The sequence below is a fragment of the Galbitalea sp. SE-J8 genome (assembly GCF_030345695.1).
In the GTDB taxonomy this organism is placed as follows: domain Bacteria; phylum Actinomycetota; class Actinomycetes; order Actinomycetales; family Microbacteriaceae; genus JAUASV01.
Window position 1 is genome coordinate 26147 of record NZ_JAUASV010000014.1, and the last position, 14013, is coordinate 40159.

Sequence of the window (14013 nt, forward strand, 5' to 3'; positions counted from 1 at the left end):
ATCGCACCATTCTCCGACCGGGCGAGGCGAGGATGGTGGGTCTGCCAGACCCAGGATGCCGAGGACGACGGGGACGAGACGACCGACTCGTAGCGTGAGGTCCATGAGGTCATGGACAGCATCCGACATCCCCGACCAGACCGGGCGGACCGCGATCGTCACGGGAGCGAACTCCGGCCTCGGTCTCGTCACGGCGACCGAGCTGGCGCGCCACGGGGCCGACGTCGTCCTCGCCGTGCGGAACACCACGGCGGGCGAGGCGGCCGCGGCGACGATTCAGGATGAGGCACCGGGCGCACGCGTCTCAGTGCGGAGTCTCGACCTCGCGTCGCTCGACTCGGTCCGCGCGTTCGCAGAGCGCGCGTCCGACGAGCTCGACCGGATCGACCTGCTCGTCAACAACGCCGGTCTCGTCATCCTCGGAAATCGCCGGACGACAGCGGAGGGCTTCGAGCTTCACCTCGGCACCAACCACCTCGGCCACTTCGCACTCACCGGCCGGCTGCTCCCGCTCCTGGAACGCGGACGGTCACCCCGTGTGGTGTCGCTGAGCTCGCTCTCGCACCGGGGGGCGCACCTGCGGTTCGACGACCTGATGTTCGAGAAGACGTGGGATGCCTCCGCCGCGTACGGCGCGTCGAAACTCGCGAACACGGTCTTCGGCATCGAACTGGACCGCCGCCTCCGCGCCACGGGTTCACCGATCATCAGCACGCTCGCGCACCCGGGAGTGTCCCGCTCGAACCTGACGCCGCGGGCGTGGGAGAGCCGCGGCGCGATCGGGAAGGTCATCGCCGCGGCCTTCGCCGCGCTCAACACCCAGCCGACCGAGCAGGGCGCGCTGCCGCAGCTCTATGCGGCCACCGCGAACGGTGTTCGCGGGAGCCAGTTCTTCGGTCCAGCCGGGAAGAACGAGCAGCGCGGGGACGTCACCGAGGTCCAGGCCGCGGCCGAGGCCCGCGACCCCGGCGTGGGGAGGGAGCTCTGGGCGGTGTCCGAGCGCTTGACCGAAGTGCGCTACCCGACCTGACCCGCACCCCGTGGACCACGCCGGTCGCTCCTTCGGCGCCCGCGGTGCCATGAACCATCCCGCACGGTCGTGCACGAGTCACCCGGCGGGCGCGATCACATCCAGCCCCGCGGCCCGGGCGGCCTCGCCGAGCCTACGGTCGTAGGTGAGGACAGCAGATGCGTCGAGCCGCATCGCCGCCTCAAGGTGCAGGGCGTCCAGGGTGCGCAGGTACTGCATGGGCAGGAAGCCGGCGCTGCGGTGGACGGCGCGGTCGAGAGCCGCGAGCGCGACACCGTCGAGCACTCTCGTGACGTCGGCTTGATCGAGACCCTCTCGGACCGCGACGCGGCGCAGCTCGGTCTCGAGCAGGTCACTGGAGACCAGCGCAGCTTGCGTCTGGTCGAGCCATTCCAGGAGGGCGGGACTCTCGGGCTGATCGACGAGCACCGCGCCGAGAGCCGACGTGTCGACGTAGACGACCGGACGGGAGCTCACAGCCGGTCCCCACGCAGGTCGTCGAGCATCACGGCGGGCCCCTGCTCCGTGCTCTTGCGCTCGATGTCCAGTGCCGCCCAGCCACCCTCGCGCCGCACCGGGCGAACGATCGTCAGCCCGGGGGCGGGCGCGTCCAGCGGCACGATCCGTCCCACGGGCACCCCGCTGTTGGTCAGGACGAAGGAGTGGCCCTCGCTCACCGCTCGGAGCACGCGGCCGGACTCGTTGCGCAGCTCGCGCTGCGACAGGGTCTCGTCCTGAGGTTCGAGGCTGCTCACGGCCCCGCCGTAGCACCCGTGCGACGCGGGGGCTGTGCACCATCCGTTCCAGAAGAGTCGCAACTCGCACTGCGACCGCGTCGGCGAGCGTCGAGGCCGAAAGCCGCCGCTCGAGCACGAGCGGGTGCCCGTCGGCAGGGTCCAGCTCGACGAGGATGTCGATGTCCGACCCCGCATGCGCAGTGACCCGGGCGACGGAGCCGAACAGCTTCGGACTGGTTGCGCCATACCGGTCAAGAACTACCTGGACCTCGTCCCGACGCGCGTCGATGAGCGCGTCTCGGGCGTCATGACGATCTCAGGCATGCCCTCGCGCTATGACGAGCCACGGCGGGCCCCAGCTCGAACTACGCAGCACCGGCAGGGCTCCAGTGAAGCCCAAGAGCCAGTGAAGGCCAGAAGCCACTGAAGCCCAGAAGCCACTGAAGCCCAGGGGTTAGAGCGCGAAGCGGAACTCGACCACGTCGCCGTCCTGCATGACGTAGTCCTTGCCCTCGATGCGAGCCTTCCCCTTCGCGCGGGCCTCGGCGATCGAGCCGGCCGCGATGAGGTCGTCGAAGCCGATGACCTCCGCCTTGATGAAGCCCTTCTCGAAGTCCGTGTGGATGACGCCCGCCGCCTGCGGGGCCTTGGCCCCCTGCGGGATCGTCCACGCGCGCGACTCCTTCGGCCCCGCGGTGAGGTAGGTCTGCAGGCCGAGCGTCGCGAACCCGACGCGGGCGAGCTGGTCGAGACCGCTCTCGGTCTGACCGGTCGACTCGAGCAGCTCCTGGGCGTCCTCCGGGTCGAGGTCGATGAGCTCGCTCTCCACCTTCGCGTCGAGGAACACGGCCTGGGCGGACGCGACGAGAGCGGCCAGCTCCGCCCGGCGCACCGCATCCGTCAGCACCTGCTCGTCGACGTTGAACACGTACAGGAACGGCTTCGCGGTGAGCAGCCCCAGCTCGCGGATCGGCGCCAGGTCGAGAGCGGATGCGCTGAGCGGCTTCGCGCCGTCGAGCCATGCCTTCGCGGCGAGCGCCGTCTCGAGCACGGCGGCCTCAATGCGCTTGCCCTTGACCTCCTTCTCGTAGCGCGGCAGCGCCCTCTCGAGTGTCTGCAGGTCGGCGAGCACGAGCTCGGTGTTGATCGTCTCCATGTCGTCCGAGGGGTCGACGACGCCCGCGACGTGCACGACGTCGTCGTCCGCGAACCCGCGCACGACCTGCGCGATCGCGTCGGCCTCGCGGATGTTCGCGAGGAACTGGTTGCCGAGCCCCTCCCCCTCGCTCGCGCCCTTCACGATGCCGGCGATGTCGACGAACGAGACCGTCGCGGGCACGGTGCGCTCGCTGCCGAACAGCTCCGCGAGCCGGTCGAGCCGCGGGTCGGGCAGGCTCACGACGCCGACGTTCGGCTCGATCGTCGCGAACGGGTAGTTCGCCGCGAGCACGTCGTTCTTGGTCAGCGCGTTGAAGAGCGTCGACTTGCCGACGTTGGGAAGTCCGACGATTCCGATGGTGAGAGCCACGGGGGTCCAGCGTACCGGTGCGCTCGGGAGCGGTGACGCCGGCGGGTGCCGTTCAAAACTCCGGAGAAAAACGCGGTCGGCGGGACGGAACGGCGCGAAGCGGGCTCAACACGCCAGAATCTCCGGAGTTCTGAACGGGCCCGCGGGCCGGGGAACGGATCCCACGCCGTCGGCACGTGTCGCGAGCCTCGATCCCGCAACTTGCGCAGAGTGCAAAGTTGCAGCTACCGTAACTTTGCACTCGCCGAAGGCATCGGCGACGCACGAAGCCGACGCGGGCTCCGCCTTCCCCGTCGGCAGGCGGTTCCCGCGCGATCCCTCCTCCGAACGGAACCGCATGTCCTCCTCCGCCACCGCGGCGCCGACGTCGACCGGGCACGCGCCCGTGATGTCGCACCGGCAGATCCTCCTCGTCATCTACGGCCTCATGGCCGGCATGTTCCTGTCGTCGCTCGACCAGACCATCGTCGGCACCGCCATCCGCACCATCGGCGACGACCTGCACGGCCTCGACCAGCAGGCCTGGGTCACGACCGCCTACCTGATCACCTCGACGATCGCGACGCCGATCTACGGCAAACTCAGCGACATCTTCGGCCGCCGCCCGCTGTTCATCTTCGGCATCGCGGTGTTCCTGCTCGGCTCCGTGCTCTCGACGTTCTCCACGTCGATGCTCATGCTCGCCGGCTTCCGCGCCGTGCAGGGCATCGGCGCCGGCGCGATGATGTCGCTGCCGCTCGCGATCATGGCCGACATGCTCGCGCCGCGTGAGCGCGCGAAGTACCAGGGCTACTTCTTCGCGGTGTTCGGCATCTCATCCGTCGTCGGACCGCTCATCGGCGGCCTGTTCGCGGGCGCGCACGAGATCCTGTTCATCTCGGGCTGGCGCTGGGTGTTCCTGATCAACCTGCCGATCGGCGCCGTCGCGCTGTTCATGGTCATCTCGTTCCTGCACCTGCCGAAGTTCGAGCGCCACAACGCGCCGCGCATCGACTGGTGGGGTGCGGCGTTCATCATCGTCACGCTCGCTCCGCTGCTGCTCATCGCGGAACAGGGCCGCGAGTGGGGCTGGGGCTCCGCGGGCGCCATCGTCTGCTACGCCATCGGCGCGATCGGACTCGTCACGCTCATCCTCGTCGAGCGCGCGATGGGAACGGATGCGATCATCCCGCTGCGCCTGTTCCGTTCCGGCGTGTTCTCGATGGCGACCGTGCTCGGCGTGCTCGTCGGCTTCGGCATGTTCGGCGCGATGCTCACCATCCCGCTCTACCTGCAGATCGTCGCCGGCCTGACCCCGACGGTCTCCGGCTTCGCGATGATCCCGATGATCGTGGGACTCATGATCGCGGCGATCGGCTCGACGCAGATCATGTCGCGCACCGGGCACTACCGCATCTTCCCGGTCACGGGCACGTTCGCGACCGGGGTGGGCTTCTTCATCCTCACCTTCCTGACGATCGACAAGCCGCTGTGGTTCCTCATGCTCGGCATGTTCTTCATCGGTCTCGGCCTCGGCCAGCTCATGCAGACGCTCACGCTCGCCAGCCAGGGCTCGGTCGAGCCCGACCAGATGGGCGTGGCGACGAGCGCGTCGACCTTCTTCCGCCAGATCGGTGGAACGCTCGGCGTCGCCATCCTGCTCTCGGTGCTGTTCTCGGTGCTGCCGGGCAACATCATGAAGGCGAACCAGGACACCGCGACGCTCACGTCGGCGCTGTCGGCCGCGCTCGACCCGGAGGTCGCCGACGCCCCGGCCAACGCCGCGATCATGAAGCAGCTCTGGACGCCCCTCGTCGAGCCGCTCGAGCAGCAGGCGACCGCGCAGGGCATCGACCTCACGGATGCCACGCAGCGCTCGGCCTTCGTCGACGCGGTCGTGCCCGCGATCGAGAAGCAGCTCGACGCGAACGCGGACGTCTCGAGCTCGTCGAGCAGCTCCACGAGCGACACGTCGTTCCTCAACGGCGCCGACAGGCGCCTGAGCGCGCCGTTCCTGACCGGGTTCAACGACTCGGCGGTCGTCGTGTACTGGATCGCGCTCGGCGTCATCCTGCTCGCGTTCGTGCTCACCTGGTTCTTCAAGGTGCCGCCGCTGCGCCAGCGCTCCGCCCTGCAGGAGCGCGCCGACTCGGAGCGCGCGGCCGAGGAGGAGCTCGCCGCCGAGGAGGAGCTCGCGATCCAGGCGGATGCCGCCGCGGCCCAGACCGGATCGCTCGTCGCGCCGGTGACCGGGAGCATCCCGACCCAGCGGTGACGCGTGGGGGCTCCGGCCGCGCGCCGGGGCCCCCCGCGCATCCGTTCGGTCCCGTTGGGGAAAGCCATGAGCACGATCGAGAACGGCGAGGAGACGGCCGCCTTCGGGCTGCGCAGCCGGAAGAAGCTCGTCACCCGCACCACGTTGCAGCTCGCGGCGCGCGCGCTCATCGAGGAGCGCGGCGTCGGCGGCGCGACCGTCGAGGAGATCTGCGCCCGTGCCGGGGTCAGCCCGCGCACGTTCTTCAACTACTTCCCGTCGAAGGCCGCCGCGGCCCTGGGCCTGCCCGAGAGTCCCGTGCCGCCCGAGCACGTCGAGCTCTTCCTCGGCCACGCCGAGGGCGGTCTGGTCGACGACCTGTGCGTGCTCGTCGCCGCGAGCGCCGCGGACATCGACGAGCACGGCGCCCGCAAGGAGCTCGTGCGGCGGCATCCGGAGCTCGCGCCCACCATGTTCCACTGGCTGCACTCGCTGCGGCAGGAGCTCGTCGTGCTCGCGACCGAGCGCGCCGACGAACACACCGCCCGCATCGCGGTCGCGCTCGTGATCGCCGCGTTCATCGAGGTGCAGCAGGACGCGCAGGTGCCCTCGCGGGCGATGCTCGGCGAGCGGATGCGGGCGAACGTGCGCGAGATGTGCGCGCTCGGAGCGGACCTGCGCTGAGCCCGGCGCCGCGCGTGAGCGGACCTGCGCTGAGCCCGGCGCCGCGCGTCATCCGTCGAACGTCGGGGGCCGGTGCGAGGGTGATGACGTGCCCCTGGACTTCACCGCCATCGACTTCGAGACCGCCAACAACTCCGCCGCGAGCGCGTGCTCCGTGGGTCTCGTGAAGGTGCGCGACGGCGCCGTCGTCGACACGGCGAGCTGGTTCATCCGCCCGCCGTCCGGGCACGACCGCTTCCTCGAGTGGAACACGCGCATCCACGGCATCTCGCCGGCGGATGTCGTGGACGCCCCGCTCTGGAGCGAGCAGCTCGCCGACCTCGTCGCCTTCGCCGACGGCGACGTGCTCGTGGCGCACAACGCCGGGTTCGACATGGGCGTCATCCGGGCGGCGTGCGGCGCGAGCTACGTCGAGACGCCGTCGTTCGGCTACCTGTGCAGCCTGCAGGTCGCGCGCCGCACCTACCACCTCGACTCCTACCGCCTGCCGGTCGCCGCGATGGCCGCGGGCTTCGAGGACTTCCGGCACCACGACGCGCTCGCCGACTCGCTCGCGTGCGCGGCGATCATCGTGCACGCCGCCCGCCGCCACGGCGCCGACGACGTGGGGCGTCTCGCGACGATCTCGGGTGCACGGATGGGGCGGATCGGCGCCGCGGCGGCCGACCACCGTCCGGCGGCGCTCACGCTCTGAGCCACCCGGCGAGGCGCCGCCGTGCGGAGGGTCAGCGCCGCGCGGAGGGGTCAGCGCCGCGCGAGCGCGGCCACCCGGCGCAGGTAATGCCGTTGCGGCGCGCTGCGCACCACGAGCGGCAGGCGACGGTAGGCCGCGGATGCGACGGCGAGCCGCCGCTCGACGCGCGCCTGATCGCGGTCGCTCCACGCCATCCGGAACTCCTCGCGCACGCGCCCAGGCAGCAGTGCGGCCGTGACGGCACGCACGCCCGGCAGCAGCGGGCGCAGCGGCACGGGCAGCGTCGCGCCGCCCAGCAGGGTGCGCTCGACCGCGCGCACCTCGTCGTCGACCGCGAGGCGTGCGAGCTGGGCGTCCCAGTAGCGGCCGAACGCGGCCCGGTCGGCGGGCCACAGCTCGGCGGGCATCTGCAGGGCGCCGCCGAGCACCGCGTAGGAGCGGTACAGCGCCTCGGCATCCGTCGGCTCGCCGAACACCCGGGTGTACATGCCGATCGCGGAGTCGTAGAGCGTCGCGGCGACCCAGAGCTGCAGCTCGGGGTCCATCGCACTGTAGCCCGGCCCGCGCACCGGCGCGTGCGCCCGGTTCACGATGCGGCGCATCGCGGCGACCTCGCCGGGCGTGCCGGCCGCGATCGCATAGACATAGGCGAGCGTGCCGTGCAGCCGGCCGAGCGGGTCGCCCGCGAAGTCGCTGTGCCGGGCGACGCCGCGTCCGATCGCCGGATGGGCGAGCTGCAACAGCAGCGCGCGGCCGCCGGCGGCGAGCAGGATGCCCTCGCGGGACACCTCGGCGAGCGTCGTCACGGACGGCTCACTCGAGCGCGACCCCGCGCTCGGCCGCGAGTCCCGCGAGGTCGAGCGCGAGGAACGCGCCGACGCGCTCGGCCCGCTCGCGGACGTAGTCGGGATCGGGCGCCGGCTCCGGCTCGAGCGGCACGATCCGGCTCGCGAGGAACGCCCCGATCTCCCGCCACGCCTCCAGCCGGCTGCGCTCCACGAGCGCGTCGAGCGCGTCGCGGTCCCGCCCCCGGCCGGCGAAGGCCGCGGACATGGCGCGGTGCACGGTCTCGCGGCGCTCGTTCTCGCGGTCCTCGGCCACGGCATCCGCATCGGGCAGCGGGTCGTCGAACCGCCGCGCCTCGCGGCGCGCCCGCTCGCGCTCGCCGAGCTCCCACTCCGAGTCGGCGAGCTGCTCGAACGCGCCCGCGGCGACCTCCGCGAGAGCGTCCCGATCGAGGTCGAGCCGGTCGCGCAGGGCGTCGACGACGATGCGGTTGCGCAGCGTCATCCGTACGCTCGACTCGGCGATGAGCACGCCGTCGTCGACGACGCGCTCGACGGGGGGCGGCTCGACGGGCGCGGGGGCCTCGTACGTTCCGAGGTCCCGGCGTCGCCGGCGCCAGAAGGGGCTCATCGCGATCCATTCTCGCGCGTGCCGGCCCCGCCGTGCTCGGTCGGCCCGCGTGCGTCGGCGCTCGGCCCGCGCTCTTCCGAAAACGAAGGAGGAATCGAACGGATGCGACCCGCACACCCGATTCCGGCCGCGGTCGCGCCCGTTCTCCTTCGTTTTCGGACACAGCGGAGGCCGGCCCGCGCGTGCACCCGGCGCGAGGCGGCGCGGCGCAGCGCCCGGCTAATTCTGCGGGAAGCCCAGGTTGATGCCGCCGTGGCTGGGGTCGAGCCAGCGGCTCGTGACCGCCTTCTCCCGGGTGAAGAAGTGCACCGACTGCGGGCCGTAGGCCTTCGTGTCGCCGAACAACGAGGCCTTCCAGCCGCCGAACGAGTAGTAGCCGACCGGCACCGGGATCGGCACGTTGATGCCGATCATTCCCACCGTTACCTCGGTCTGGAAGCGCCGGGCGGCGCCGCCGTCGTTCGTGAAGATCGCCGTGCCGTTGCCGAACGGGCTCGCGTTGATGAGCGCGACGCCCTCCTCGTAGCTCGCGACGCGCACCACGGACAGCACGGGGCCGAAGATCTCGTGCCGGTAGACGTCGGAGCTGGTCGGCACGGCGTCGATGAGCGTGGGCCCGAGCCAGAAGCCGTCGGCCGCGCCATCCGCTGCCACGCCGCGTCCGTCGACGACGACGCGCGCGCCGTCCCGCTCGGCGAGCTCGATGTAGCCGGCGACCTTGTCGCGGTGCTCCCGCGTGATGAGCGGCCCCATGTCGCAGCCGCGCGTGCCGTCCCCGACGGTGAGGCCGCCCATCCGTTCGGTGATCTTCGGGATGAGCGCGTCGGCGACGTCGCCGACCGCGACGACCACCGAGATCGCCATGCAGCGCTCGCCCGCACTGCCGAAGCCCGCGTTGACGGCGGAGTCGGCGACGAGGTCGAGGTCGGCGTCGGGCAGCACGAGCATGTGGTTCTTCGCGCCGCCGAGCGCCTGCACGCGCTTGCCGTGCTGCGCCGCGGTCTCGTAGATGTACTTCGCGATCGGCGTCGAGCCGACGAAGCTCACGGACGCGACATCCGGGTGCGTGAGGATCGCGTCGACGCTCTCCTTGTCGCCGTGCACGACGTTGAGCACGCCGTCGGGCAGGCCGGCCTCCTGCAGCAGCCGCGCCATCCAGACGGCGGCGCTCGGGTCCTTCTCGCTCGGCTTCAGCACGACGGTGTTGCCCGCGGCGATCGCGATCGGGAAGAACCACAGCGGCACCATCGCCGGGAAGTTGAACGGCGAGATGATGCCGACGACCCCGAGCGGCTGACGGATGCTGTACACGTCGACGCCGGTCGAGACCGACTCACTGTACTCGCCCTTCATGAGGTTCGGGATGCTCGTGGCGAGCTCGACGACCTCGAGGCCGCGGGCGATCTCGCCGAGCGCGTCGGAGGTCACCTTGCCGTGCTCGTTCGTGAGGATCGCGGCGAGGTCGCCCTTGCGGGCGTTGAGCAGCTCCCGGAACGCGAACATGATCTGCTGGCGCTTGGCGAGGCTCGTGCCGGACCAGGCCGGGAAGGCGGCGGCCGCAGCGGCGACGGCGACGGCGACGTCATCCGTGCTGGCGAGGCGCACGTCCTTGGTGACGACGCCCTGCGCGGGGTTGTAGACGGGTGCCGTGCGCGTCGATTCACCAGTGAACGCGGCGCCGGAGACCCAGTGGTCGAGGATGGTCATGCCGCGAGTGTAGGCACGAGACATTTCCCGAACATTTTGTTGGCGCGGGCGCGCGCGCATTCGATCCGATGGTGCCGCGAGCCATCCCGAAAACGAAGGAGATCCGCGCGATCCGCGGACCATTGCGGCGATACAGCGCCGCATCCGCCGGTTCCTCCTTCGTTTTCGGGGCGCGGGGTCGACCGAGCGGCGCGGGACCCGGGCGATGTCGGATGCCGCCGCCAGACTGATCAGCATGGAAGCCGTCCTGCTGCTCATCGGTCTCGTGCTCGGCGTCGCGCTCGGCGCGGTCATCGGCCTGCTCGTCGGTCGTTCGCGCACGACCGCGGCCGTCGCGGCAGCCGCCGCGGGAGCCGCCCCCGCGATCGATCCCGCGATCGTCGAGGCGCAGCGCGCCCAGCTCGATGCGCGCCACGCGCAGCTCGTCGCGGAGGTGCGCGCCGAGGAGCAGTCGGCGCGCGCGGAGGTGGGGTCCCAGCTGGCGGCGGCAGAGGCATCCGTCTCCGCACTGCGCGAGCAGCTCGTGCTCGCGCAGGATCAGTATCGCGAGCACGTCGAGCGTGCGCGCCGCGAGGCGGCGGAGCGCCAGGAGGCCGAGCGGGCGGAGAGCAGGGTGCTGCAGGCGCTCACGCCCGTGCAGGAGACGCTGCGCACCATGCAGGCGAAGGTCACCGAGCTCGAGACGCAGCGCTCGCAGCAGCACGGCGAGCTGAGCCAGCAGCTCAAGGCCGCGGCCGAGAGCGAGGAGCGCCTGCGCTCGACCGCCGAGTCGCTCGCCTCGGCCCTCAAGAACAACGCGACGCGCGGCGTGTGGGGCGAGACGCAGCTGCGCACGCTCGTCGAGTCCGCGGGGCTCATCAACCGGGTCGACTTCGACGTGCAGGCGACGATCGCCTCGGAGTCCGGGCTGCGCCGCCCCGACATGGTCATCAACCTGCCCGGCGGCAAGCAGATCCCGGTCGACTCGAAGGTGCCGTACAACGCCTACATCGAGGCCGCAGCGATTCCCGCGGGCGCGACCGGCGACCAGGAGCGCGCCCGCGTCGACCTGCTCGCGAAGCACGGCAAGCAGGTGCGCTCCCACGTCGACGCGCTCTCGTCGAAGGCGTACTGGACCGGGCTCGACGCGAGCCCCGACTTCACGATCGCGTTCATCCCGAACGAGCCCCTGCTCGCGGCGGCGATCGAGGCCGAGCCCGCGCTCATGGAGTACGCGTTCTCGAAGCGCATCATCCTCGCCACGCCCGGCACGCTGTGGGCACTGCTCAAGACGATCGCGTTCACGTGGCAGCAGGACGTGCTCACCGAGGATGCCAAGCGCCTGTTCGACCTGTCCCGCGAGCTCTACTCCCGCATCGCGACGATGGCGGAGCACGCGGATGCCGTCCGCCGCTCGATCGAGTCGACCGTGAACAACTACAACAGGTTCGCGTCGAGCCTCGAGCAGCGCGTGCTCGTCACCGCCCGCAAGCTCGACGCTCTCGACGAGTCGAAGGTCATCCCGACCCCGGCGACCATCGAGTCCGCGCCCAAGCGCCTCACGCAGGCCGAGTTCGTGCGCGCCGAGCTCGAGGCGCTCGACGAGACCGGCATCGCCCCTGCGGAGATCGACACCGCGATCGTCACGCCGGAGGCCGCGCCGACACCCGACCTGGGCGACGCGGCCGAGAAGCGCACCGCGTAGCTCGCGACCCCGGGTCAACCCGTGTTCGGGCCACTAGGGCCGCGCGTTGGGGGCAGCGATCAACCACCCGTGGGGGCGACGACGAACCCGGAAGGGCGACGACGCCGGTCAGAGCCACTTCGACGCCAGGTGGTCGGCGCTCACGCGGCGGATCGTGCCGGAGACCGAGCGCAGCACGATCGACTCGGTGCGGATCACGGGGCCGAGCCGGCGGACGCCCGCGACGAGCGAGCCGTCCGTGACGCCCGTGGCGACGAAGAAGGTGTTGTCGGAGGCGACGAGCTCGTCGGCCTCGTAGACGTAGTCGAACCGGAGCCCGGCCGCCGCGCCGGCCTCGCGCTCCGCATCCGTCTTCGGGGCCAGGATGCCCTGGATCTGTCCGCCGAGCGCCTTGATCGCGCACGCGGTCGCGACGCCCTCGGGGCTGCCGCCGGTGCCGACGCACATGTCGATGCGCGTGCCATACATCGCGGCGTTGATGCTGCCGGCGACGTCGCCGTCGAGCAGCAGGCGGGTGCCGGCGCCGGCCGCGCGGATGTCCTCGATGAGCTCCTCGTGCCGCGGCCGGTCGAGCACGGCGACGATGACCTCACCGACGTCCTTCTTCTTCGCCTTCGCGTACTCGCGGATGTTGTCGCCGATCGACTGGCGGATGTCGACGACGCCCTTGCCCTCGGCGCCGACGACGAGCTTCTGCATGTAGAACACGGTGTGCGCGTCGAGCATCGAGCCGCGGTCGGCGGCGGCGAGCATCGAGATCGCGTTCTGCCGGCCGGCGGCGGTGAGCGAGGTGCCGTCGATGGGGTCCACGGCGATGTCGGCGGCCGGTCCGTTGCCCGTGCCGACGCGCTCGCCGTTGAACAGCATCGGCGCCTTGTCCTTCTCGCCCTCGCCGATCACGACGACGCCGTCGAACTCGACCGTGCCGAGGAACTTGCGCATCGCGTCGACGGCCGCGCCGTCGGCACCGAGCTTGTCGCCGCGGCCGATGAACGGCACGGCGCGGATCGCGGCCGCCTCCGTCGCGCGCACGAGCTCGAGCGCGAGGTTCCGGTCGGGGTGGTTGAAGTGGGAGGCGGTCTCGTCGGTCACTAGCGCAGAACTCTCCAAACGGATGGGATCGGGGGCGCCGTGGGGGGATCCGTCGTCGGATCAACGCGCTCCCAGCCTAGCCACCCGCGGATGCCGCCACCGCGCGTCGGTAGACTCGGGGCGGACACCGACGCCCCTTTTGGAGGAGACACCATGCCCGTCGCCACCCCGGACCAGTACGCCGAGATGCTCGACAAGGCCAAGGCGGGCGGATTCGCCTACCCGGCCATCAACGTGTCGTCGTCGTCGACGATCAACGGCGTGCTGCAGGGCCTCACGGAGGCCGGCAGCGACGGCATCATCCAGGTGACGACCGGCGGGGCGGACTACTTCGCGGGCCAGAGCGTCAAGGCCCGCGCCTCGGGTGCGCTCGCGATGGCCGCCTTCGCGACCGAGGTGGCGAAGAACTACCCCGTCACGGTCGCGCTGCACACCGACCACTGTCCCAAGAACGCGCTCGACGACTTCCTGCTGCCGCTCGTGGCCGCGAGCGAGGAGGCCGTGGCATCCGGTCGTGGGCCGATCTTCCAGTCGCACATGTGGGACGGCTCGGCCGTGCCGCTCGGGGAGAACATCGAGATCGCGAAGCAGCTGCTGCCGCGCATCAGGGCGATCGGCGCGATCCTCGAGGTCGAGATCGGCGTCGTCGGCGGCGAGGAGGACGGCGTCGAGCACGAGGGCACGAACGACGCGCTGTACACGACCCTCGGCGACGTGACCGAGGTCGTCGAGGCGATCGGACTCGGCGAGCAGGGCCGCTACATCGCGGCGCTCACGTTCGGAAACGTGCACGGCGTGTACAAGCCCGGTGGCGTGAAGCTGCGCCCCGAGCTGCTCGGCGAGATCCAGGACGGCATCGCCGCGCAGTACGGCACCGGGCCGAAGCCGCTCGACCTCGTCTTCCACGGCGGCTCGGGATCGACGGATGCGGAGATCGCCACCGCGGTCGCCAACGGCGTCGTGAAGATGAACATCGACACCGACACGCAGTACGCGTTCAGCCGCTCGGTCGCCGACACGGTGTTGCGCAACTACGACGGCTTCCTCAAGGTCGACGGCGAGGTCGGTAACAAGAAGATCTACGACCCGCGCGCGTGGGGCAAGATCGCCGAGTCCGCGCTCGCGGCCCGCGTCGTGGAGGCCACGAAGCAGCTCGGCTCGTTCGGCCACAGCAACTGAGCCGCCCGCGTCCGCGCACCCGCGCGCCC

13 protein-coding genes and 1 pseudogene are annotated in these 14013 nt (G+C 71.2%); 6 read left to right on the plus strand and 8 right to left on the minus strand.

The window, feature by feature from the left end; all coding sequences use genetic code 11:
• Window positions 1-103 precede the first annotated feature (103 nt).
• On the plus strand, window positions 104-1030 hold the full coding sequence (locus QT381_RS10155; RefSeq protein ID WP_289248823.1) for an oxidoreductase: 927 nt from the start codon (window positions 104-106) through the stop codon (window positions 1028-1030).
• Between the two features lie 78 nt (window positions 1031-1108).
• Here QT381_RS10155 and QT381_RS10160 read toward each other — a convergent pair whose 3' ends face one another.
• The 4 genes and pseudogenes from QT381_RS10160 to ychF all read right to left on the minus strand — a co-directional run bounded on the left by QT381_RS10160 (window position 1109) and on the right by ychF (window position 3295).
• The gene (locus QT381_RS10160; RefSeq protein WP_289248824.1) at window positions 1109-1507 is read right to left on the minus strand and encodes a type II toxin-antitoxin system VapC family toxin; all 399 of its coding nucleotides are present in this window, start codon (window positions 1505-1507) and stop codon (window positions 1109-1111) included.
• On the minus strand, window positions 1504-1785 hold the full coding sequence (locus QT381_RS10165; protein WP_289248825.1) for a type II toxin-antitoxin system Phd/YefM family antitoxin: 282 nt from the start codon (window positions 1783-1785) through the stop codon (window positions 1504-1506). The genes QT381_RS10160 and QT381_RS10165 overlap by 4 nt, the downstream gene beginning before the upstream one ends.
• A 142-nt stretch (window positions 1786-1927) precedes the next feature.
• A pseudogene (locus QT381_RS15750) lies at window positions 1928-2056 on the minus strand (nucleotidyltransferase family protein); the annotation flags it as partial.
• A 165-nt stretch (window positions 2057-2221) separates the two neighbouring features.
• Window positions 2222-3295: a redox-regulated ATPase YchF gene (gene ychF, locus QT381_RS10170; RefSeq protein ID WP_289248826.1), complete on the minus strand. Its 1074-nt coding sequence runs from the start codon at window positions 3293-3295 to the stop codon at window positions 2222-2224.
• A 337-nt stretch (window positions 3296-3632) separates the two neighbouring features.
• On the opposite strand from ychF, the gene QT381_RS10175 reads away from it, so the two are divergent.
• From QT381_RS10175 to QT381_RS10185, 3 genes are all read left to right on the plus strand, one after another.
• Window positions 3633-5549, plus strand: a complete 1917-nt coding sequence (locus tag QT381_RS10175) for an MDR family MFS transporter (RefSeq protein WP_289248827.1) — start codon at window positions 3633-3635, stop codon at window positions 5547-5549.
• A gap of 66 nt (window positions 5550-5615) precedes the next feature.
• A complete protein-coding gene (locus QT381_RS10180) occupies window positions 5616-6212 on the plus strand; it encodes a TetR/AcrR family transcriptional regulator (RefSeq protein WP_289248828.1) in 597 nt (198 codons plus the stop codon).
• Window positions 6213-6300: 88 nt separating this feature from the next.
• Window positions 6301-6906 carry a 3'-5' exonuclease gene (locus QT381_RS10185; RefSeq protein WP_289248829.1) on the plus strand — a complete coding sequence of 202 codons (606 nt, stop codon included), beginning with the start codon at window positions 6301-6303 and terminating at the stop codon, window positions 6904-6906.
• 50 nt (window positions 6907-6956) lie between these two features.
• Here QT381_RS10185 and QT381_RS10190 read toward each other — a convergent pair whose 3' ends face one another.
• From QT381_RS10190 to QT381_RS10200, 3 genes are all read right to left on the minus strand, one after another.
• Window positions 6957-7712, minus strand: a complete 756-nt coding sequence (locus tag QT381_RS10190; protein WP_289248830.1) for an oxygenase MpaB family protein — start codon at window positions 7710-7712, stop codon at window positions 6957-6959.
• Between the two features lie 7 nt (window positions 7713-7719).
• On the minus strand, window positions 7720-8322 hold the full coding sequence (locus QT381_RS10195; RefSeq protein WP_289248831.1) for a hypothetical protein: 603 nt from the start codon (window positions 8320-8322) through the stop codon (window positions 7720-7722).
• Window positions 8323-8541: 219 nt separating this feature from the next.
• On the minus strand, window positions 8542-10029 hold the full coding sequence (locus QT381_RS10200) for a CoA-acylating methylmalonate-semialdehyde dehydrogenase (protein ID WP_289248832.1): 1488 nt from the start codon (window positions 10027-10029) through the stop codon (window positions 8542-8544).
• Window positions 10030-10264: 235 nt separating this feature from the next.
• Here QT381_RS10200 and QT381_RS10205 point away from each other — a divergent pair, with 235 nt between their 5' ends.
• A complete protein-coding gene (locus tag QT381_RS10205) occupies window positions 10265-11713 on the plus strand; it encodes a DNA recombination protein RmuC (RefSeq protein WP_289248833.1) in 1449 nt (482 codons plus the stop codon).
• Window positions 11714-11821: 108 nt separating this feature from the next.
• On the opposite strand, the gene glpX is transcribed toward QT381_RS10205, so the two are convergent.
• Window positions 11822-12805, minus strand: a complete 984-nt coding sequence (gene glpX / locus QT381_RS10210) for a class II fructose-bisphosphatase (RefSeq protein ID WP_289248834.1) — start codon at window positions 12803-12805, stop codon at window positions 11822-11824.
• A gap of 153 nt (window positions 12806-12958) precedes the next feature.
• Here glpX and fbaA point away from each other — a divergent pair, with 153 nt between their 5' ends.
• Window positions 12959-13984 (plus strand): class II fructose-bisphosphate aldolase, encoded by a 1026-nt coding sequence (gene fbaA, locus QT381_RS10215; RefSeq protein ID WP_289248835.1) that lies wholly within the window; start codon window positions 12959-12961, stop codon window positions 13982-13984.
• The last annotated feature ends 29 nt before the right edge of the window (window positions 13985-14013 follow it).

Excerpts from the sequence above, each read along its gene's own strand:
- fbaA (WP_289248835.1), top strand. The coding sequence starts at position 12,959 with ATGCCCGTCGCCACCCCGGACCAGTACGCCGAGATGCTCGACAAGGCC.
- QT381_RS10195 (WP_289248831.1), bottom strand. The coding sequence starts at position 8,322 with ATGAGCCCCTTCTGGCGCCGGCGACGCCGGGACCTCGGAACGTACGAG.
- QT381_RS10205 (WP_289248833.1), top strand. The coding sequence starts at position 10,265 with ATGGAAGCCGTCCTGCTGCTCATCGGTCTCGTGCTCGGCGTCGCGCTC.
- QT381_RS10200 (WP_289248832.1), bottom strand. The coding sequence starts at position 10,029 with ATGACCATCCTCGACCACTGGGTCTCCGGCGCCGCGTTCACTGGTGAA.
- QT381_RS10155 (WP_289248823.1), top strand. The coding sequence starts at position 104 with ATGAGGTCATGGACAGCATCCGACATCCCCGACCAGACCGGGCGGACC.
- QT381_RS10180 (WP_289248828.1), top strand. The coding sequence starts at position 5,616 with ATGAGCACGATCGAGAACGGCGAGGAGACGGCCGCCTTCGGGCTGCGC.
- QT381_RS10175 (WP_289248827.1), top strand. The coding sequence starts at position 3,633 with ATGTCCTCCTCCGCCACCGCGGCGCCGACGTCGACCGGGCACGCGCCC.